The sequence below is a fragment of the Schlesneria sphaerica genome (assembly GCF_044336245.1).
Lineage (GTDB): Bacteria > Planctomycetota > Planctomycetia > Planctomycetales > Planctomycetaceae > Schlesneria > Schlesneria sphaerica.
Map to the genome: position 1 here is coordinate 6,020,206 of NZ_CP172346.1, position 20,346 is coordinate 6,040,551.

14 protein-coding genes are annotated in these 20,346 nt (G+C 56.5%); 4 read left to right on the top strand and 10 right to left on the bottom strand.

What is annotated here, in order from left to right; all coding sequences use genetic code 11:
• Window positions 1–88: 88 nt before the first annotated feature.
• The gene (locus tag ACGY09_RS21740; RefSeq protein ID WP_397569411.1) at window positions 89–1,111 is read left to right on the top strand and encodes a DUF3500 domain-containing protein; all 1,023 of its coding nucleotides are present in this window, start codon (window positions 89–91) and stop codon (window positions 1,109–1,111) included.
• A gap of 351 nt (window positions 1,112–1,462) precedes the next feature.
• Here the strand turns inward: ACGY09_RS21740 and ACGY09_RS21745 are convergent, their stop codons facing one another.
• The 7 genes from ACGY09_RS21745 to ACGY09_RS21775 form a co-directional block, all read right to left on the bottom strand.
• Entirely contained in the window at window positions 1,463–2,047 is a 585-nt protein-coding gene (locus tag ACGY09_RS21745; RefSeq protein WP_373653814.1) for a DJ-1/PfpI family protein, read from the bottom strand.
• 45 nt (window positions 2,048–2,092) lie between these two features.
• Window positions 2,093–3,007, bottom strand: coding sequence for a DUF58 domain-containing protein (locus ACGY09_RS21750; protein ID WP_397569412.1), 915 nt, complete (start codon window positions 3,005–3,007; stop codon window positions 2,093–2,095).
• Window positions 3,008–3,056: 49 nt separating this feature from the next.
• Window positions 3,057–4,529, bottom strand: coding sequence for a S41 family peptidase (locus ACGY09_RS21755; protein ID WP_397569413.1), 1,473 nt, complete (start codon window positions 4,527–4,529; stop codon window positions 3,057–3,059).
• A gap of 466 nt (window positions 4,530–4,995) precedes the next feature.
• The gene (locus ACGY09_RS21760; protein WP_397569414.1) at window positions 4,996–6,441 is read right to left on the bottom strand and encodes a hypothetical protein; all 1,446 of its coding nucleotides are present in this window, start codon (window positions 6,439–6,441) and stop codon (window positions 4,996–4,998) included.
• A gap of 174 nt (window positions 6,442–6,615) precedes the next feature.
• The gene (locus tag ACGY09_RS21765; protein WP_397569415.1) at window positions 6,616–6,912 is read right to left on the bottom strand and encodes a MoaD/ThiS family protein; all 297 of its coding nucleotides are present in this window, start codon (window positions 6,910–6,912) and stop codon (window positions 6,616–6,618) included.
• The gene (locus ACGY09_RS21770) at window positions 6,909–8,024 is read right to left on the bottom strand and encodes a WD40/YVTN/BNR-like repeat-containing protein (protein ID WP_397569416.1); all 1,116 of its coding nucleotides are present in this window, start codon (window positions 8,022–8,024) and stop codon (window positions 6,909–6,911) included. Before ACGY09_RS21770 ends, ACGY09_RS21765 begins: the two co-directional genes overlap by 4 nt.
• A gap of 124 nt (window positions 8,025–8,148) precedes the next feature.
• Window positions 8,149–8,550: a DoxX family protein gene (locus tag ACGY09_RS21775; RefSeq protein ID WP_373652871.1), complete on the bottom strand. Its 402-nt coding sequence runs from the start codon at window positions 8,548–8,550 to the stop codon at window positions 8,149–8,151.
• A 204-nt stretch (window positions 8,551–8,754) separates the two neighbouring features.
• Here ACGY09_RS21775 and ACGY09_RS21780 point away from each other — a divergent pair, with 204 nt between their 5' ends.
• The 3 genes from ACGY09_RS21780 to ACGY09_RS21790 all read left to right on the top strand — a co-directional run bounded on the left by ACGY09_RS21780 (window position 8,755) and on the right by ACGY09_RS21790 (window position 14,147).
• Window positions 8,755–11,382, top strand: a complete 2,628-nt coding sequence (locus ACGY09_RS21780; RefSeq protein WP_397569417.1) for a DUF1553 domain-containing protein — start codon at window positions 8,755–8,757, stop codon at window positions 11,380–11,382.
• A 28-nt stretch (window positions 11,383–11,410) separates the two neighbouring features.
• On the top strand, window positions 11,411–12,847 hold the full coding sequence (locus ACGY09_RS21785) for a DUF1501 domain-containing protein (RefSeq protein WP_397569418.1): 1,437 nt from the start codon (window positions 11,411–11,413) through the stop codon (window positions 12,845–12,847).
• A 778-nt stretch (window positions 12,848–13,625) separates the two neighbouring features.
• Window positions 13,626–14,147 (top strand): REP-associated tyrosine transposase, encoded by a 522-nt coding sequence (locus tag ACGY09_RS21790; protein ID WP_373652868.1) that lies wholly within the window; start codon window positions 13,626–13,628, stop codon window positions 14,145–14,147.
• Window positions 14,148–14,817: 670 nt separating this feature from the next.
• Here the strand turns inward: ACGY09_RS21790 and ACGY09_RS21795 are convergent.
• From ACGY09_RS21795 to thrS, 3 genes are all read right to left on the bottom strand, one after another.
• The gene (locus tag ACGY09_RS21795) at window positions 14,818–16,572 is read right to left on the bottom strand and encodes an RNA polymerase sigma factor (RefSeq protein WP_373652867.1); all 1,755 of its coding nucleotides are present in this window, start codon (window positions 16,570–16,572) and stop codon (window positions 14,818–14,820) included.
• Between the two features lie 211 nt (window positions 16,573–16,783).
• Window positions 16,784–18,061: an SGNH/GDSL hydrolase family protein gene (locus ACGY09_RS21800; protein WP_397569419.1), complete on the bottom strand. Its 1,278-nt coding sequence runs from the start codon at window positions 18,059–18,061 to the stop codon at window positions 16,784–16,786.
• 59 nt (window positions 18,062–18,120) lie between these two features.
• A complete protein-coding gene (thrS, locus tag ACGY09_RS21805; RefSeq protein ID WP_397569420.1) occupies window positions 18,121–20,322 on the bottom strand; it encodes a threonine--tRNA ligase in 2,202 nt (733 codons plus the stop codon).
• Window positions 20,323–20,346: the final 24 nt, after the last annotated feature.

Here is a 20,346-nt window from a genome sequence, read left to right on the forward strand (position 1 = left end):
GTTCTGGCTCACCCAAAACGCGTCTGAAATTTCGACTAGAGCAACCACCAAAATTCGCATCACCGTCTGACATTCAGGGAGAAAAGTCATGGCATCTCGGAAGCTGACTCTCGCTTTCACTGTCCTCTGTGCAATGGGTGCACTGCTGATCGCGCAATCAAAGCCAGAGCCCAAAACGGGACTCGGAATGGCGGAGGCTGCAAAAGGGTTTCTCGCCGCGATTTCGCCCGAACAGCGGAAGCAGGCGACCTACACTTATGACGACCCCGAACGGTTGAACTGGCACTTTATCCCGCGCGAGAGGAAAGGACTGCCACTGAAGGCGCTGGAAGGTGCTCCTCTCCAGACGGCTCACAAGCTGATTCGCAGTGGTCTGTCGGAAGCGGGCTACGATCAGGTCCTGAATGTGATGAGCCTGGAAGAAGTCCTGTATCTGATCGAACCGGGCGAGCGAACGGCTCGCCGACAGCGACGTGATCCTGATAACTACTATCTGACTGTTTTCGGGGAACCCTCCGAGACCGGTTTGTGGGGCTGGCGACTTGAAGGGCATCACCTGAGTCTGAACTTCAGCGTGAAAGACGGAAAAGTCATTTCCAGCACTCCCGAATTTTTCGGAGCCAACCCGGGGACGATCGAAGCCGGCCTCGGCCGTCAGATTCGCGTTCTCGGCCCCGAAGAAGATATTGCTCGCCAGATTCTCAAGCTCTGTACTCCCGAGCAACAGAAGTTGTGCTGGATCAGTAAGGAAGCTCCCGGCGAAGTCCCCGGTCCAAACGAACCACAGGCTGCCGTCAAGGATCCCGTTGGTCTGCCGGTCAGTCAGATGTCAGACGACCAGAAGAAGCTGCTTCAGGAACTGCTGGGCGAGTACCTCAAGAATCTGCCCGAAGACATTCAGAATGAGCGTCGTGACGCTCTGAAATCGGCTGGACTCGATAAGGTCACCTTCGCCTGGTACGGCGAACCCGATCTTCATCAGGCTCACCACTATCGCGTCCAGGGCCCGACGTTCGTGATCGAGTACAACAATACTCAGAACAACGCCAACCACGTGCACTCGATGTGGCGAAACCTTGCCGGTGACTTCGCTCTGCCGGTGAAAAAATAAGCGTGTTTTCCGATTCCCCAATGGCCTGCAGGCCTCGGGAGGTATTGGGATCGCGGTGATCAGACTACGAAAGGCCGGGGTTTCACGACCCCGGCCTTATTCGCGCGCGGTCAGCTGCGTCTGGGGCAGGCGTTGTTCGAAGATCACGCCGCGAGAGGGGGGCAAAAAGTGCAAGCAGCAAACCAAGTCTCTGTCGTCGACCAGTCACGGATGCCACGTAGATCCACGCGATCTCGCTGCGTCAGCAGCTCATGGTCCTGGTTGCCTGAACGAACAATCGCGTTGGTCCCGTCTGATCTCGTCCGACGGGACCATCCACACTGGTGGACTTTCATACTCAGTGCAGGACGGCTACGAGAGTGTGAATTTGGCTCCGAGAATCCGCGTGAACTCAGACAGCCATGCCGGATGAGCGGGCCAGGCGGGTGCGGTGACGATGTTGCCGTCGACGTAGGCCTGATTCATCGGGATGGCGACGTACTGTCCCCCTGCAGCGGTAATTTCAGGGCCGCAAGCGGGGTAAGCGCTGCATCGACGTCCCTTGAGGACCCCTGCTGCGGTCAGCAGTTGTGCTCCGTGACAAATGGCAGCGATGGGCTTGTTGCTCTGGGCGAAGGATCGAACGATGTTCAGAACGGCTTCGTTCAGTCGCAGATACTCGGGAGCTCTTCCACCTGGAATCACCAGACCGACGTAGTCATCGGGTTTGACATCAGCGAACGTACTGTTCAAGGTGAAGTTATGACCGGGCTTCTCGCTATAGGTCTGATCCCCTTCAAAATCATGGATGGCGGTGCGGATGTTGTCTCCCGCCTTTTTACCGGGGCAGACGACGTCGACCTGATATCCCACAAACAGCAGTGCCTGGTACGGGACCATGATCTCGTAGTCTTCGACGTAGTCGCCTGCCAGAATCAGTAATCGTGGATTCGCCATCATGAAGTCCTTTCAGTGGTGTCTTTGAGCGGCGGCGACAACGTGTTACCGCTGCCGCTTGTTCTGTGATCGTAACGCAAGGAACTGTCCCAGGGCTCGCTGGTAGGGTTCGGATGTCGTCAGTGGGACGAATTCGATCCCTGCCGCTCCACAGTGGGCCACCAGTCCCTGCCGAAATGCCTGAAACCGTGACAGATAGAGTGAACGCAGGCGATAGGGGTCGACGAGCATGTGATGCCCGGCCCGCTCCAGATTGCGAAACTCTGTTGGCTGCTTGTAGGGAAACGTCTCTTCTTCGGGAGCGGTAATCTGAAACAGGACGACGTCATGCTGTGCCATCCGCAGTCGCTTCAGTGCGACTGCCAGGGGTTCCAGTTCATCGAACGCATCCGTGAGCAGAAACAGCAGCGAACGGCGTTTCAGCGTCGGCTGGATTTGCGCGATGGATTCACTCAGGCTCCCTTCCCCGCCGGGGCGCCTGGATCGCAGCAGGTGGACGATCTGACCGAACGTGTCACGATTGGCAGAAGGTTCCCAGCGGTCAACAGTCTGATTGTCAAAAGCGACCAGTCCGCAGGCATCGCGCTGACTCAGCAGCAGATAGGCCAGCGCGGCAGCCAGTTGCCGTGCGTACTGGTACTTACTGAGGGTTTTCCCACTGAACGCCATGCTGCCAGAGCAATCGAGCAGCAGATAGGCTCGAAGGTTGGTCTCTTCCTCGTACTCTTTGACGTAGTAGTGTCCGGTCTTCCCGTACGCTCGCCAGTCGATATGTCGGATCTCATCCCCGGGATAGTACTGCCGGTGCTCGACGAACTCGACACTGGATCCCTTGAACGGACTTTTGTGCTGTCCGATCATGTAGCCTTCGACAATCAGCCGGGCAACGACGTCCAACCCTCCGAAACGGGCAAGAGCGGTTGGATCATCGTCAGGATCAGTTTTGCCAGACGCAGACATCGGTCCTCGGCATTTCTTCCCGTCTCACCGCGACCGTATTCAAGAACGCTCAGAGAAACTGCACTCGCCGCTCTGGCTGGACGCGCCACAGTTCCAGGATCGCGTCGACAAAAGAGAGACGTGCTTTTCGTGGCTCCGATGCGTCGGCGGCCTTCTTCTCTTCGGTCTTCTTTTCTTCGGGAGCACGTTCCACCGGCTGTTCAACGACTGGCTTTCCTTCCGCCAGCAGTTTGCGTACGGCTTCGATTGCCGAGTTGAGCTGCCGATCGACGAATTCGGATTTCGAGACGGTTCCATCAGGCCGAATCACTTCACGATCACGGCGTGACGTATCGAGGTCTCGCATTTCCTCGAACGTCATTTTGATTTCATAACCGGGATCGGGCACCACGCCCCATTCATCTTTTTCCGTGGCCTTGGGGAAACGGTGGATGTTCTTGCCGCTGGGGCGGTGGTAGCTGGCGGTGGTCAGCTTGAGAGCGCTCTTGCCCCCTTCGAGTTCCACAACGTTCTGGACGCTTCCTTTACCCCAGGTTCGCTCACCCACGATGACCGCCCGTTTGTAGTCCTGCAGACAGGCACTCACAATTTCACTGGCCGATGCACTGTAGCGGTTGACCAGGACGGCCATCGGGAAGCCGCTGAACGTCCCCGCTTTCTTCGCCTGAACGAACTGTTCTTCGGTGTTGCGGCCCTTTGTGCTGACGATGACCCCGTTGGAGATAAAGAAGTCGGCAATGGCGGTCGCAGCTGTCAGCAGACCACCGGGATTGAAACGCATATCCAGGATCAGTGCTTTCATCCCCTCTTTCTGCAGCTTCAGCAGGGCATCGTGTAGTTCTTCAGCACTGTTGCGGCCGAAACTGGTCAAGCGGATGTAGCCGATCTTTTCCTGGTCGTTCAGCATGAACGACCATTCCCCATTTCCCTCATAGTGGTCGCCGAGGACCGTGGGGGTCTTGATCGTCGCCCGTGTAATGACGACGGTCTCGGGGTTCTCTGACCCTTCGTGCTGCAATTTGATTTTGACAGGCGCGCCGGGCTTACCTCGCATCAGGGCAATGGCCGAATCCATTTCCCGACCTTCCTGGAATTCCGAAGTCAGTTTGTCATCGATTTCCAGAATTCGGTCACCTGCCAGGACTCCTGCTTTATAGGCGGGGGTTCCGGGGAGTGGTGTCATGACCATCAGTTGACGGGTTCGGGGGTCAATCGTGACCTGGATGCCAATCCCGCCGAATTCCTGATCGACATGCTCATTGAAACTTCGCAGTTCCTGCGTGTCGATATACGACGAATAGGGGTCGAGCTTGAGCAGCATGCCTCGCATGGCTGCTTCAACCAGTTCCCGGCGATCGACCTGAGTGACGTAGTTACGGTCGATCTGTTCGAAGGAATCGACGAAGACTTTCATCAATTCGTAGTACTCATCTTCGCTCGCGGCGCGAGCCGAACTGGTGAGGAGACCGTTGCTGACGACAAACAGAAGAACCACCAACCAAAATCGCCGCCACTGCATCATCTGGTTTCCTTCGCTCAAGTCGATCTGAAGTTCCCTCGATACGCTCAGTCCGTAGCACGGAATCCAGCGCATTCAGTAAAGCAAAGAATACGTGGTTCCCTGCCGACCGACAAGACTTGAGCGGGATTCACAAATGGTTTCAGGTTCTCCGGTTCAGTGAATCGGGAGCGAGAAGGTTGCCTGCCAACGTCTCAGTCTCAGAAAATCGCCATTCGACTCGCTTTGATGGGTGACTGCCAGAAGGGCCCATCGTCATCACTGCCCCGATTTCTGCCTACCTCCCCTGTCAGCCGGACTCAGCTCGGGAAATTCAGGCCTCTGCACCAACAGAATCCTCTTGGCCAGGATCTTCTTGGGCTGACCGACATGTCCGAAAGGGAGCATTCTCTTGTGCTTAGCTTGGGCCGAAAAGAGCGTCCCGTTTCAGCTCTGGATTGGGCTGAAACAGGACACTGGGCTGACAGATCTACTTCGCGAGCAACTTCTGGATGGTGCTGGTCGCCGCTTCCAGGACCGCTTCCAGACAGCCTTTCGCCAGGATCGAAGCTTCTTCCTGATAAAGACCGAGTCCGTAGCTCGATGCGGGGGGGAGGTACCAGACTTTCGACCCGTTCGCGATGGTTCCAATCATCAGCGGGACCCCGGGAAAACGAGATCTCAGCTCACGCTGCAGGACGTTGTAATGCTCTCCGTCCAGAGCCAGCCAGACCGCATCACCGATCCTCCAGGAAATAACGGGGTACGGGTAGGCGTCTCCCGGTGGCAGGGGTGCGATACGGAGCAGACTTCGTGTTGTCCGTTCAATCATCGCGCGTGACTTGCGGGCCTGTTCGGCATCTCCCGCTTCCAGCGCCTGCTTTTCCTCGGCCCGGTACCGGACGTCGTCCTGTTCGAGACCCTCTCGGGACGGAAGATCATTTCGGTACTTCAGAGGGACAGTGTCACACTGAAACGCCCACAGCGATTTCGGGGCCTGTTGTTCGGCGGATTCGGCTGTGTACTTCCATGTTCCGAGCGTCGCGCCGGAAAGAACGGGGCCCGTATAGGTGAACCGGTATCCCGCTTTCGGCAGGGTTTCCAGAGTGGCCAAGGCAGCATGACCGAGCTGGCGGCCATTGCGGTCGGCAATCTCAACGTCGCCGACATAGCTTTCCTGCGGCCCCAGGTCGCCGGAGGCCCCCTGCAGGAAGAGGCAGGGAACGTTTGTCGCTCTTTCGACCACTTCCCGCATCGCGCCCAGATAGTCGGGGCTGATCAGGGTATTCTCCCAGGCAAGCGTCGTTGGATGGCAGGCGTAGTTGACGACAGTGGCGATCAGACCGCCCTGCTCGTCTGCAACACGCCCGATCAGCACCGTATCGTCGGTCACTCCCCCGGGGTTAAAACCGCAGACATATTTCCCCTTTTCCAGATCCAGAAAGTCTCGATTCTTCGCCAGGTCGCACTTGCCATGGCCGTAGACAATCGAAGCGGGTTTCAGTGCATCGCGCGCTTCGATGACCAGCCGAGTCACTCGATTCGCTAACTCGGCCAGGTAAGGCTCGATTAAGTCGCCACCCGGAAGATGCTTTCGTTCCAGCCCCATCAAGCCTGAGGCGTGGGTATGCGAGAAATACACAATCAGCGACGAACGTTCGACAGATGCCCGTTGACTGACCGCATCCAGGAGGTCGTCCATTTCTCGCGCCCAGAACAGGCAGTGATCGAGTGAAATGACGATATAGGGAGGCTGTGTCGGCTGTTCGTGACTCTGCAGATAGAGCACGGTTGCGGTCAGCGGTCGATGAACTCCGGTCGACTTGTCGTGGAGGGCCGCTCCCCACATTCGGTGGTAGATTCCGACAGGGGGGGTGATATCACAACGGGCGACTCCGGCCAGACAGTGACTCTGCGGAATTACGACTTCGTTCATCAGCGTCTTTTCCCTCGGTTTATGTAAGCTGTGTCAGTCGGCCATCGGGCGACAGACAGGCCTGAACCTGGGAACTTTCCTTCGCAGCGAAGGATTTTCGTGCGCCAGATGACCGCTGTCGACCGGGACGACAGTCTAGCCGATCTTGCGTCGATGTGCGCACGACAAACTCCGTTATCCCCCTGCCACCGCCCCGACAATCATAAACGGCTCGATCCCCTGCTGAACGAGTTCCGGAAGCGGTGTTTCTTCCGGTTCGAACGACCAGTCTTCATTGCAGGCGAAAAACCTCAGAAATGGGCGTCGCTTACGTGTGACGTGATCGCGGATCGTTCCACCGAGCATGGGGTACTCTTTTTCCAGCGCGTCGAGAATCGATCGCTGACTGGCGGGGCCTTCGACGGTGACAGTGACTTCGCTGCCGACACGGGCAAGTGTGCGAAGATGCGGTGGCAGAACGACGCGAATCATTTCAGTGTCTGCACCTCGATAGAGACGACGGGCGGAAGATCTCGCACGATGGGCATCCAGGAATCACCCGAATCGGCCGAGACGTAAACCTGACCGCCGGTCGTACCGAAGTAGATCCCACAGGAGTCCAGCGAATCCACGGCCATCGCGTCTCGCAGGACATTGACGTAGCAATTCTTTTCCGGCAGACCCCTGGAAAGTTCTTCCCATTCGTTCCCTCCCGTTCGGCTGCGATAGACACGCAGTTTTCCGTCCAGAGGATAATGCTCCTGATCGCTCTTGATTGGGACGACGTAGATGGTTTCGGGTTCGTGTGCATGAACGTCGATGACGAATCCAAAATCCGTGGGCAGATTGCCGCTGACCTCGTACCACGAGTCTCCCGCGTTATCACTGCGCATGATGTCCCAGTGCTTCTGCATGTAGAGCACTTCCGGACGTGTGGGGTGCATGGCGAGATGATGGACGCAGTGCCCGACTTCCGCTTCCGGGTCGGGGATGAAATCCGATCTGAGCCCCCGGTTGATCGGACGCCAGGTCGCTCCACCGTCGTCCGTTCGAAACGCTCCGGCGGCAGAGATCGCGATGAAGATCCTGCCGGACTTGATCGGATCAATCACGATCGAATGCAGACACATCCCCCCTGCTCCAGGCGCCCAGTGTGCTCCTGAGCCGTGGCCTCGTAAACCGGCTAACTCGCCCCACGACTTTCCCCCGTCTCTCGTCAGGAACAACGCGGCATCTTCGACACCCGCATAGACCATGTCCGGATCGGTGAGGGACGGTTCAAGATGCCAGACTCGCTTGAATTCCCAGGGGTGAGGAGTTCCGTCGTACCACTGGTGAGTGCCGGGAACTCCATCATAGATGAATTTATTATCCATCGGCTCCCAGGTTTGCCCCCCGTCGCTGGAACGCTGGATCAGTTGCCCGAACCAACTGTTGGACTGAGACGCATAGATCCGGTTGGAGTCTACGGGGGAGCCCTTCATGTGGTAAATCTCCCAGCCGCCAAAGAAGGGACCGGCAACGTCCCATTGCTCACGCTTGCCATCGGCAGTCAGGATAAACGCACCCTTACGAGTACCCGCTAAGACTCTGACACGACTCATGTCATCCCCTTTTCTCACGTATCGACGGCTGTCCGCCTTAGAAAAACCTGGTTAGTCAGTTCCTGAAACGCTGACGGCAAAATCCGCAGAAGGATCGGAGGGTTGTCGTCTGGGCGAACAACGGTCATGCACGGCTTCGAAATGGAATGAGTGCCCTGAGACGTTTGTCTCGGAGGAAGAGTCCGAGCCATAAGACGACACCCATCAAAACGGGACCGAACCAGGGATCGTTCACTCGAAGATGGGTTGCTGTGGCCCCTCCTAGATATCCGGTGAGCAGGATTGCTCCGAGGACAGATGTTTGCGGAATCACGTAAAGGGCTGTGCAGACCAGCTCAACGATTCCCAACCCATTCGCCAAACTTTCAGGGAAGCCGAGTTTTCCGAAGCCTTCCGAAAAAGGGGCAGGCTTTGCGAACTTCATGATCGCGCTCAAGATCAGCATCAGCACGGGAAGAGTGCTCAGGACTCGACCCGTCCAGAGAATTCCGCGGGACGTCTTCTCGGTGTCGACGTTAGACGACATAACCTGATTCCTTCAGTTTGAAAGAGTTTTTCCGAAAAGTCCTGAACAGGACCTTCACCGCTCGCAAGAGTATCGTCACTCTCGCCATACTGATGAGGCGATCGTTAAGCTCAGATACCACGATACTGGCGATCTCGTTCTGCGAAATTGAAATCTTACGATCAGCTTGGCTCAGATTAGTCGTTCGGATTCCAGGATTTCGACATGGAAGATTTTTTTTGGACCGGGCCCGGTTTTCCCAACAGCCGCCAACCTTCCGTGCTCATTCCTGCACCAGCCCGCACAGGACGCAATCCTGTTGCTAACGTGCTTCTATTACTGGTGTTAGCCTGTACGGGCCACGTGAGTACTGCGGCCGAACCGATCGATCCTGGGGCAGAACAACACTTTCAGACCAAGGTCAAACCGCTGCTCGTCGGCCGCTGCGTTTCCTGTCACGGCCCTGACAAGCAACTCGGCGGGCTGCGGCTGGATTCTTTCGAAGCGGCGTTAAAAGGGGGCGACACGGGGCCAGCGCTCGTTCCGGGAGACCCTTCCAAAAGCTTGATGCTCGAGGCCGTTCAGTTCGTCAATTCAGATCTGCAGATGCCGCCCAAGGCGAAGCTGTCTGATCGAGAAATTGCGATCGTGGAGCGGTGGATTGAACAGGGCGCAATCTGGCCAGAAGCAACACCTCTGACTCCCCAGGACGGCATTCCGACTGTGCTGGCGACCGGGAACGCATTTGAAGACGAAGAAAACCCCATTCGCAAACTCTTCCATGGGGAACGACTGGATCTCTGGTCGTTGCAGATGCCGACATTGCCTGAGTTGGAAATGCTGACGGAGGGTGACGAGGACCCGTCGGCAGCGGAACGGCTTTCTTCCAGGACGATCGACCGGCTGATTGATCGGAAAATCGCCGAAGCGGGGATCACTCCCGTTGCCGAGGCGGATCGGCGCACCCTGCTGCGGCGGTTGAGTTTTGATCTGATCGGTCTGCCTCCTACACCCCAGGAATTGCAGGAGTTTCTTGAGGATACCTCACCTCGCGCGTACGAGAACGTCGTGGATCGGCTGCTGGGTTCACCGCGATACGGAGAACGCTGGGCTCGACATTGGCTTGACGTAGTCCGTTACGCGGACACGGAAGGATTCGAACGCGACGAATTCCGTCCCGTGATCTGGCAGTATCGCGACTATGTCGTTAGTTCCTTCAACCAGGATAAGCCCTACAATCAGTTTGTTCGTGAGCAATTGGCGGGGGATGAACTGCTGTCCGGTGAGCCGCAAAATCTCGCCGATGCGGACATGTTGATTGCTACGGGTTTTCTAAGGTTGGGACAGTGGGACAGCACGGCGGCGATCTTCCAGGAAGAAGCCCGACTTCACGACCAGCAGATGGCTGACCTGACGAATACGACGGGTTCCGCCTTCCTGGGACTGACACTTTCGTGTTGTCAGTGTCACGACCACAAGGTTGATCCTTTGTCTCATTCCGATCATTTTCGGATCCGGGCCTTCTTCGCGGGTGTGCAACCGAAGAGCGATCTCGTCATTGAACTGGCGGAAGAACAGGGGGCAATTGCCCGGCATAATTCCGAAATCGAAGACCAGCTTGCTTCGCTGAAAGAGCAACAGGCGCAACTGGACAAAGACGCGTCCGAGACCCGCGAGCAATCTCAAGAACTCTCCTCGAGGATCGAGGACCTCGAACAACAGAAGAGGTCTCTTAAAGTGGCCATGGGGGCCTCGGACGCCGGGGTGGAGTTGCCGGCGACACACCTCTTCGCGCAAGGAGATTTCTCGCAGCCTCGCGAAGAAGTTTTGCCCGGATTTGTATCCGTTCTGGATCCCGGACCCGCAACCATCGAATCACCCCAGGCAGGGAAATCGGGACGACGTCTGGCTTTGGCAAACTGGATCGTCGCGCGCGAGAACCCCTGGACATCTCGTGTCATCGTTAATCGAGTCTGGCAGCATCATTTCGGAATCGGTCTGGTTTCGACACCGAATGATTTCGGTTATAGCGGTGCCCGCCCGACTCATCGGGAACTCCTCGACTGGCTCGCTGTGGCCTTCATGAACGACGGATGGTCCCTCAAGCGACTTCATCGCGCTATCGTCTGTTCGGCGACGTACCGGCGGCAGAGCGGAATTCGTGACTCTGAGGACGTGGCAGCACTGATCGTACAGAACGAGCTGATCGATCCTGAGAATCGTCTTCTCTGGCGGCAGAACGTCGTCCGGCTTGATGCGGAAACACTGCGTGACAGTCTGCTCGCCGTGAGTGGGTCCCTGCGCGACTATGATTCCGGAAAGCCCCTCTGGCCGCATATCCCAGAGGAGCTGTTGACGGCTCAGCCAGGAATTCTGGAAGCGAAGGAAGGAGCAGACGGCGGTCGATTGCAGGGATGGTATGAGGATCCGATCGAGGAGACTGACGTTCGCAGTCTTTTCCTGATTCGTAAGCGGACCATGCCCATTCCGTTTCTGCAAGTTTTCGATCTGCCCGAGACGACCGTGTCATGTGCGCGTCGCGATGCGACCGTTGTGGCACCACAGTCGCTGACACTGCTGAACAGCCCTGAATCGATTCGCTTTGCGAACCTGCTGGCGGAGCATGTGCGAAATGAAGCTGGTGACAGGAGAACTCAGCAAATCGAAACCTTGTTCGGCGTGTGCCTTGCGCGAGTTCCCGAAGCAGCGGAAAGAGAGCTTTGCCTGGAACTGCTGAAGCGGCATGCAGAGCAGTATCAGCATACGGGCGCAGGCGAGCAGGCGGATGCGATGGCGCTGCGTGACCTCTGCCGGGCAATTCTCAACCTGAATGAGTTTCTCTATATCGACTGACAGATCATCCCAGACGATGCAGGCTAGCATGATTCAAACACGTCGCGAATTTCTCGAGCGATCGACGGGTGGTTTCGGGACTGTCGCCCTTGCGGCGTTGATGGCACAGGACTGTCGCGCCGCTCCTCCGCGACTGGCCATCGATCCCCTGAATCCTCTGGCCGAGCGTCTTACCCACTTCGCTCCGAAAGCGAAGCAGATCATTTTTCTCTTTCAATATGGTGGCCCATCGACGTTCGATCTTGTTGACTACAAACCAGAACTCATCAGGCTCAACGGACAGCCCGTTCCTGAATCGTTCAAGAATCAGAATGACAAAGTCGGGGGCGTTCTGAACCACTGCAAAGACGAACTGATGTCGGGGCCCTGGAAGTGGTTCCGCTCGGGTGAAAGTGGGCTCTGGTTCTCTGACCTCTTGCCGTATACATCTCAATTTGCAGACGAACTGTGCATGGTTCATTCGATGTACAGCGACAGTTCTAACCATGCTCCTGCAACGTATCTGCTGAATACCGGAGCAATTCTGGGTGGGAAACCGAGTCTGGGTTCGTGGGTCACTTATGGACTGGGGTCTATGAACCAGAACCTCCCTGGCTATGTCCTGCTCTACAAAGTCGGCGGATTAGGTGGCTCGGCCAACTGGAGCAATGGCATGCTCCCTGCCGCATTTCAAGGAACGCAATTTCGTTCTGAGGGCCCCCCTGCCCTCAACCTTCAACCGCCGGCCGAGCTGGCTGAAGTTCAGCGATCGACCATCGACCTGGTGCAGCGGTTGAATCGAACGCATGCTGCAGGGCGTCCGGCGGTCCCCGAACTGGATGGTCGGATCGCGTCGTACGAACTTGCCTATCGAATGCAGTCCGAAGCCCTCGAAATTGGAGAACTGGCTCACGAGACGGAGCGGACGCAACGGGATTACGGCCTGCATGACGAAAACAAAGAAAAAGCCCTCTTCGGCCGGATGTGCCTCCTCTCTCGCCGTCTGATTGAAAAAGGAGTTCGCTTTGTCCAACTCTATAATGCCGTCGATAAACTCGGCTGGGACGGACACGAGCGAAGTACGGAGTTCCATCAGAGAAATTCGGCCCAAACCGATCAGCCCATCGCCGCTTTGCTCGGGGATCTCAAACAGCGTGGCCTTCTGGACAGCACACTAGTGGTCTGGGCAGGAGAGTTTGGCCGGACGCCAATGGTCCAGGGCAACAACGGACGGAATCACAACCCCTATGGTTTTACAATCTGGATGGCGGGCGGAGGCGTTCGAGGGGGGCAGTCGATCGGTGCCACGGACGAAATTGGTCTGCGAGCCGTCGACAAACCGCAACCGGTCAAGAACCTGCATGCGACAATTCTGACCGCCCTGGGTCTACATCCTGATGAACTCTACTTTGAGAACAATGGTCGACAGGAAAGACTGACAGGCGTCGCCCAAAGCTGGCAGACAATTCCCGGTGTCTTCGGTTGATTCGGATCTCCCTTGGAGAATTCGACGGGATATATCGGAATCAACAAATCCTGTCGCGAGTTTGTTACCCCCTGTAGCCCGTATTTGCATCTGAATTGGGCTGCCTTTGTTGCCGCCTTGAGTTGCCACGGCGGGGAAGCCGCCCCAAGTTTTTCCAGATGTGATCCGACATTGCGGTCGCGAGAGAACTCTGGATTGTTGTTGTCGTGTTCGACGGAAAACGTCGGCGCGAAATCGACTGAAACCTCTTGTGGCGATGCCACCCCGGTAGCCGCGAAGCCGCGTCAACCGGGGCTACCCTGTGTATGTATTCGGCTTGGGTAGCCTTGGTTGCTGCTTTGAGCTACCAAGGCGGCGAAGCCGCAAGAGGTTTTTCCAGATGTAATCTGACACGGCCGCCTTGAGAAAACTCTCGATTGGCGTTGGAGTGCTCTACGGAAAACGTCGACGTGGAATGGACTGAAACCTCTTGTGGCCTTGCCACCCCGGTAGCCGCGAAGCCGCGTCAACCGGGGCTACCCTGTGTTTGTATTCGGCTTGGGTAGCCTTGGTTGCTGCTTTGAGCAACCAAGGCGGCGAAGCCGCACGAGGTTTTCGACAAGCGGATCCCACAGGGCGGTCTTAAGAGGATCATGGGTTCCGTATACACGAGCGATTGAAAAGACGGGGCAGACGAAAATTTCTTACTTGAAGCGATGGTTGGTACTGCCGCAGACCGGTGTAATAGAATCTTCCGACCATTCAAGGATGTAAGGCGGTCGGCAGGGGTGAATTTTTGATGGCCACTGAACGTACTTCCATTGATGACGCCCTCTACATCCACTTTGTCACGTTTTCAGTAGATCGTCGGCGACGATTACTGGATCACGAACATCCTAAGCGGATCGTTCTTGGAGTTCTCGGCAAGTTGCTGACAGATACCGGAAGTCGATGCGTTGGATTTGTTCTGATGCCCGACCACGTGCATGCCCTCCTGTGGTTCCCGGTCACTGGCCAACTCAGTCGCTTTATGCATGAATGGAAACGCCAGTCGAGTTTGGCGATCCGCAAGTGGTATCGAGAAGAAGCGCCGAGCTACGCTGCATCGTTCGGAGAAGGAGATCGATTTTGGCAACCGAACTACTATGCCTTTCAGGTCCACAGTCGCGGCAAGGTCGAAGAAAAATTGAGGTATATGCATCTCAATCCCGTTCGCCGTCGATACGTGGAACGAGCGGTAGAATGGAGATGGAGTTCAGCCCGTTGGTACGACGAAGGACGAAGTGTAGGAGTGCCGATCGAATGGGTTGAATGTGATTGAGTTCGTCGCGACCCGTGGGGGCGGAGTTGCACGAGGTTTTCGACAAGCGGAATCTGACATCGTTGCGATGAGAAAACTCTGGATTGGTGTTGGAGTGCTCGACGGAAAACGTCGGTTTGAATTGGATTGAAACCTCTTGTGGCTTTGCCACCCCGGTAGCCGCGAAGCCGCGTCAACCGGGGCTACCCTGTGTATGTCTTAGATTCGGTAGCCTTGGTTGCTGCTTTGAGCTACCAAGGCGGCGGAGCCGCACGAGGTTTTTCCAGATGTGATCTGACATCGCGGCCTTGAGAAAACTCTCGATTGGCGTTGGAGTGCTCGACGGAAAACGCCGGTGAGGAATGGACTGAAACCTCTTGTGGCCTTGCCACCCCGGTAGCCGCGAAGCCGCGTCAACCGGGGCTACCCTGTGTATGTATTCGGATCGGGTCGCCTTGGTTGCTGCTTTGAGCTACCAAGGCGGCGGAGCCGCACGAGGTTTTTCCAGATGTGATCTGACATCGCGGCCTTGAGAAAACTCTCGATTGGCGTTGGAGTGCTCGACGGAAAACGTCGGTTTGAAATGGATTGAAACCTCTTGTGGCGATGCCACCCCGGTAGCCGCGAAGCCGCGTCAACCGTGGCTACCTTGTGTATGTATTCGAAGCGGATCGCCCGCGTGGACTGACGGTCATTCGGTGACGGGGTGCTCTGCTCGTTCCAGTTGATCCAGCAGTTGCACGATCTCACTGTGAATTCGTTGAGTCTGTCTGATAATCAAATTCTTCCCCGCTAAGCGAATGCTCCCTTGTATTGTCGAATCGTCTGCCAATCCACCTCCGTCAATCGGTTTTGCAGGACCATTTGGGATAACGGTCAGTGGGTCATGCACACCGAGGCCTGCATTCAGACTTGCACGGTATTCTGGGCTTGCTTTCCATCGATCGGGTGACACCGTGGCAGTGATTGTTTCGAGTATGACCTCTGGTCCCAGCGCGTCCAGTTTGTGAAGTTGGTAGACGCGGGTTTCAAACATTTCATCTGCAGCATTGCGTGTCGTGATGACCAGTACTTCATTGCGAATGACATAATCAAGATGCAATGGCTCCAGGAGCAGGCCCAGGACGCTGCTCAGGCTGAGTCCTTCTGCATTAAGGCTCACCGGCTGATCCACCGAGATACCATCGTTTTCGAATGTCGGTCCATCGATGACGATGTCAATGTGATGAAGATCTTTCAGATAATCGAGAGCGTCAGCGAGTGGTTGATCGGTGAACGAAACCTGGCTCGGGCTACGTAATTCCCCTTCGATCTTCAGCTCTTTCTGACTTCTCGACTTGAGGTCCCACTTCAACGATGACGGATTCGTATGATGTCCCTCTGGAAGAAGTGTTCCTAAGTAACTGCGTTTTTCTTCAGACTTGACCACAACCACGTCCCATCTGGGTGGGCTTGTTGTTGCCTCAGTTGTCACTTCCACACGATCAGAACCTTCCGTTGGAGCGGGATCCGCAGCCAGGTTTGTCAGCGGCAATGATTCGAAGGGGGGCCGTGCAACGTTCATGGTGGTGACGAGACCACCCGCTGACACATGTCCGTCAACAGGTCCCGAAAGGGCGTTGAACCCTCCTAACCCGACAGCAATGCCTCCCAAGGTGATTCCAAAAGCGAGTATTGTCGGCGTCGTAGCGGCCATAATCAGAGTTTCCTTTCCTGCGAGGTCGACGACACGATCAGAGATCGCATCGGTCGCGGATTGTTGAGTTTCAGTCTGCCAGTCGAGAATTGCCTGGACGGTCGATTCCACCAGGGAGTCGGTTGCCGCAGCCTGTACGGCCTGTTGCGTTGTCTCTATCGCGAGCAATGCCACACCGAGAGTGATTCCCCGCTGCAGCAGTCGTCGGCGCAATTCATCCTTTCCTCGCTTGAGGAGGCCGTCCACCGCCCCGACAGTGATTCCCATTTCGACGGCCACTTCGGCTGTCGATTTTCCGGACAGGTACTTCAGGACCAAAGGCTGTCGATATCGTTCAGGAAGTGCATTCAGTTCCTGATCGACGACTTGCTGATCGTGCCGATCCGCCAGTCGTTCTAATGTGCCGTCTCGATCGCGCGTTTCTTCCACGAGACTTGTCTCCCGCCGTTGGTGCTTTCGCCGGGCCACCCGCAAGGCGAGCCGGTAGGCAACTCCATAGAGCCAACTGGCTATCGAAGATCGATTACGGACCCTGCTGGCATTTCTGACAAGCACCAGAAAGGTCGCCTGGAAGACATCGTCGATATCATTTGGATCTTGAAGGATGCGGCGACAGACCCCCAGGACCACATGACTGTGTCTCCGGACGAGCTGTGTAAACGCTGCCTGATCACGGAGACAGACGAAGCGTTCGACCAGTTCACCGTCGCTTGTGGCAATGGCGTCGTTATTCAGCTCGGCGTTTAGCACTACGGCACTCATTGTGATGCCAGTATAGTGCCCGCTCAGAGCAGATTACGGCGCAGAATTTTTGGAATTCAGAGCCGAAGCGTCGATTTTCAAAGTACACGCCTCAACGCGATTTCACCCGTTGTCCGCTCGAGGGACTGCGCGAGCTCTCCCCGAAGAGTCGGATGTTTGGAATCACTCTCGAAGTCGGCGGGACGGTTTCCGTGGCGATCTATTCCGAAATCAGCCACGCGTAGACGCTGTCGCCGATCTGACGGTAGCCGGATTCGGCGGGATGGACACCATTGTTCTGGCGAACAATCTTCTCTTCTGATTGTGCGTTCGGAGGAACTGTCGCTGTCGGATAGTTATGGACTGCGTCGAGATTAAGGTGCGTGCCAATCACCTGGATTTGCTCGGACTGACGGCCCTGGTAACGCTTCAGCATCGCCTGGACCAGCTTGTGTTGATTCCGCTTGTACTGCCAGCGGGTTTGACCGGTCCCGTAGTCCTTTCCGAACGCATCCTGACTTGCAGCACCAGGGACCGGTAGCATCACACCGATGCGAGTTGTGGGACTGGCCGCTCTTACCATCGCAATCAATTGATCGTAATGGGTCAGCATGAATTCAATGCCGTTTTCCAGGTTCTCGTCCGTATAGGAAAAAATGTCGTTCGGGCCGAGGAAGATCGTGACGGCATCCGGAAACTTGCCTTCGTTAACGTCTTTGCAGTACTGCGGGAAGTCGAGTTTCAGGGAATCGTCCGGCTGTTTGTAGAGGAACGGGCTTCCTCGCTTCGCGTATTCACCCTCACGGGCTGTGCCGGTGAAGTGGGTCGCAAATCGATGGGCCGTCCAACCACCGTAGCCCTCATGCCGGATCTCGGCCGCATCGGCAATCGGGCGATGTGAACCGACCAGCGTGAGCGGAGTGTGGCCATTCTGGTTCGACAAGTTGAGCAGCTGCTTCGCATAGATCGAGGCATGCGTCAGGCTGTCGCCGATCAGCAGGAGCGAACGCTCCTGCTTCGTAGCCGTGTTCGCCGCAACAACCTTGATCGACATGCTGCCCCGGGAGACGATCTGATTACTTTCGTCTCTCACAATCAGTTCAAAGGGGATAGCACCCACGTCTGCTTCCGTGGGGGTCCAGGTCCATCGTTCTGCGTATTGACGTCCCTTCGGACAGACGACATCGAACGCGTAGTTGGCCGGATTCAGGCACAGTACGGCATTGTCGAAGTAGACGTTGGATTCGATTCCTACGGCAGCAATCAGTTCTGCCGGCAAGGCCATCGACAGTCGATCAGTGACAGCAGGAGTCGCGCTACCTGGGGCTTCAGATCCATAAAGAAAACCAGGAGCAAGCCCCGATATGAGTGCGAAACAGGCCAGCAGCTTCAGCAGCGTGGACCGGAGTGGGGTTGTGCCAGTGGGGGCTGAACAGAGAATCGCTTGTTTCAAAATCCGTGGTTGAAATCGGCGGGCGTATAGATCTGCTGACTTCATGGCGGCCTCTGAATGATTGAGTTCAGGACACAACTGGCTGTTCCCCCGCAGATTGCGAATCAGTACTCGTTCGCGGCTTCCTCTGCTTCGTCGAACTGCTGGAACTTTGATTCGCTGACCTGGCGTATGGTCTTCTGGGCGACTTCCTGTTCCAGTTTTGCCAGAGCATCGTCGATCGACATCGCACCCAGGTCACCGTCGATACGGTCACGAACAGACACGGTGCCGTTCTCGACATCGCGTCCGCCGACAACCAGCATGTACGGGATCAGTTCCACCTGAGCGTCGCGGACTTTGGCATTGATCTTGGCACCGCGAAGATCGGAGGTGACGCGGAATCCGGCGGCACGGAAGCGTGCTTCGACCTGTTTGGCGTAGTCCTCGAACTTATCACTGATCGACATCACGCGAATTTGTTCGGGAGCCAGCCACAGTGGGAAGGCACCCGCGAAATGTTCGATCAACATGCCTGTAAAGCGTTCCATCGAACCGAACGGAGCCCGGTGAATCATCACGGGTCGGTGGGTCTGGTTGTCCGCACCGACGTATTCGAGCTGGAAGCGTTCGGGAAGATTGAAGTCAAGCTGCACGGTACCGAGCTGCCATTCGCGGCCGATGCAGTCACGCACCATGAAGTCGGTTTTGGGACCGTAGAACGCGGCCTCCCCTTCCCGCTCGATGAACGGCATCTTCATGTCGGTCAGGACCTGTCGAAGAGCGTTCTGAGCGCTTTCCCAGCCTTCATCCGAGCCGACGTATTTCGACTTGTTCTTGGAATCACGGCACGAAAGCTGAACGCGATAGTCATTCAGTCCCACACTGGCCAGCACGAACTTGACGAGTTCCAGCGTTGATTTGAATTCTTCCAGAACCTGTTCGGGAGTCACAAACAAGTGAGCGTCGTCCTGGGTCAACCCGCGGACACGCAGCATCCCGTTGAGTTCTCCGGACTGTTCGTGACGATAGACAGTTCCGAATTCAGCCAGTCGTACCGGCAGGTCGCGGTAACTTCGCTGTTGAGCCTTATAAATCTGCACATGGTGCGGGCAGTTCATCGGCTTAAGCAGGTAACGTTCCTGCTGTTTTTCCCAGGCTCGCAGGTAGTCCTTGCGTGCTGCGGGGGGACCGCTGGTGGGGAAGTCGGACAAGTCCATTCCCATCAGCTTTGCAGACTCCATCAGCTTCTTCTCGTCCTCGGCTGAGAAGGGGGTTTCGTCGGTGATCAGTGCGTCAAGTCGACGAACCCAGTAGTCGACCAATGCACCGGCATCGTGGCCGAAGATGGGAGCGAATTGAGACTCGCGGTAGTACGGGAAGTGCCCGCTGGTTTCGTACATATCGACACGGCCGATATGCGGCGAATAGACAGGCTGGTACCCGCGTGCGATCAGTTCCCGTTTGATGAAGTCTTCCAGGGTGGCGCGGATAGTTGCCCCCTTGGGAAGCCACAGGCAGAGTCCCTGTCCGACATCCTGACTGATCGTGAACAGGTTCAACTGCTTCCCGAGGACGCGATGGTCTCGTCGTTTGGCTTCGTTGACCTGATCGAGGTACGCATCCAGATCTTTCTGCGAGAACCAGGCGGTTCCGTAAAGTCGCTGCAACTGTTTGCCGCTGGCATCCCCTTTCCAGTAAGCGCCGGCGACGGAAAGCAGCTTGAATGCTTTGACCCGCTTTGCGTCGGGGATGTGGGGACCGCGGCACAGATCGACGAATTCGCCCTGGCGATAGAAACTGACAGTGGGGTGGGTGGCCAGACCCGTGCTGATGTGCTCGACCTTGAGTTTCTGTGACATTCCCTCGACGAGTTTCAGTGCCTCATCGCGATCGCAGATGAAACGCTCGAAGGGTTCTGCCATCGAGATGATTCGCTGCATCTCGGCTTCGATCCGGGGGAAATCATCTTCGCTGATCGTGTGGGAACACGCGATATCGTAGTAAAAGCCGTGGCCGGTGGTGGGACCGAATGCCAGCTCAACTCCGGGCCACAGACGCATGACTGCCCGTGCCATAATGTGAGCGCAAGAGTGTCGCAGGATGGCCAGTGACGCGGGGTCTTTGTCCGTCAGCAATTGCACCGGTACGGGCCGGGCTTCGGTCACTTCGGCCAGTGGTCGGCTGAGGTCTGTGACCTGGCCTGCGACGATGGCTCCGACTGCGGCACCAGCCAGACGTGGGCTGATGGCATTGGCGACATCGAACGAGGTGACGTGATCAGGATGGTCGACAACGGAACCGTCAGGGAGCTGAACTTGAAGCATGGCAAGGGCAATCCTGCACAAAGG

Coding starts and splice junctions, on each gene's coding strand:
- ACGY09_RS21740 (WP_397569411.1), top strand. CDS start 89: ATGGCATCTCGGAAGCTGACTCTCGCTTTCACTGTCCTCTGTGCAATG.
- ACGY09_RS21745 (WP_373653814.1), bottom strand. CDS start 2,047: ATGGCGAATCCACGATTACTGATTCTGGCAGGCGACTACGTCGAAGAC.
- ACGY09_RS21750 (WP_397569412.1), bottom strand. CDS start 3,007: ATGTCTGCGTCTGGCAAAACTGATCCTGACGATGATCCAACCGCTCTT.
- ACGY09_RS21755 (WP_397569413.1), bottom strand. CDS start 4,529: ATGATGCAGTGGCGGCGATTTTGGTTGGTGGTTCTTCTGTTTGTCGTC.
- ACGY09_RS21760 (WP_397569414.1), bottom strand. CDS start 6,441: ATGAACGAAGTCGTAATTCCGCAGAGTCACTGTCTGGCCGGAGTCGCC.
- ACGY09_RS21765 (WP_397569415.1), bottom strand. CDS start 6,912: ATGATTCGCGTCGTTCTGCCACCGCATCTTCGCACACTTGCCCGTGTC.
- ACGY09_RS21770 (WP_397569416.1), bottom strand. CDS start 8,024: ATGAGTCGTGTCAGAGTCTTAGCGGGTACTCGTAAGGGTGCGTTTATC.
- ACGY09_RS21775 (WP_373652871.1), bottom strand. CDS start 8,550: ATGTCGTCTAACGTCGACACCGAGAAGACGTCCCGCGGAATTCTCTGG.
- ACGY09_RS21780 (WP_397569417.1), top strand. CDS start 8,755: ATGGAAGATTTTTTTTGGACCGGGCCCGGTTTTCCCAACAGCCGCCAA.
- ACGY09_RS21785 (WP_397569418.1), top strand. CDS start 11,411: ATGATTCAAACACGTCGCGAATTTCTCGAGCGATCGACGGGTGGTTTC.
- ACGY09_RS21790 (WP_373652868.1), top strand. CDS start 13,626: ATGGCCACTGAACGTACTTCCATTGATGACGCCCTCTACATCCACTTT.
- ACGY09_RS21800 (WP_397569419.1), bottom strand. CDS start 18,061: ATGAAGTCAGCAGATCTATACGCCCGCCGATTTCAACCACGGATTTTG.
- thrS (WP_397569420.1), bottom strand. CDS start 20,322: ATGCTTCAAGTTCAGCTCCCTGACGGTTCCGTTGTCGACCATCCTGAT.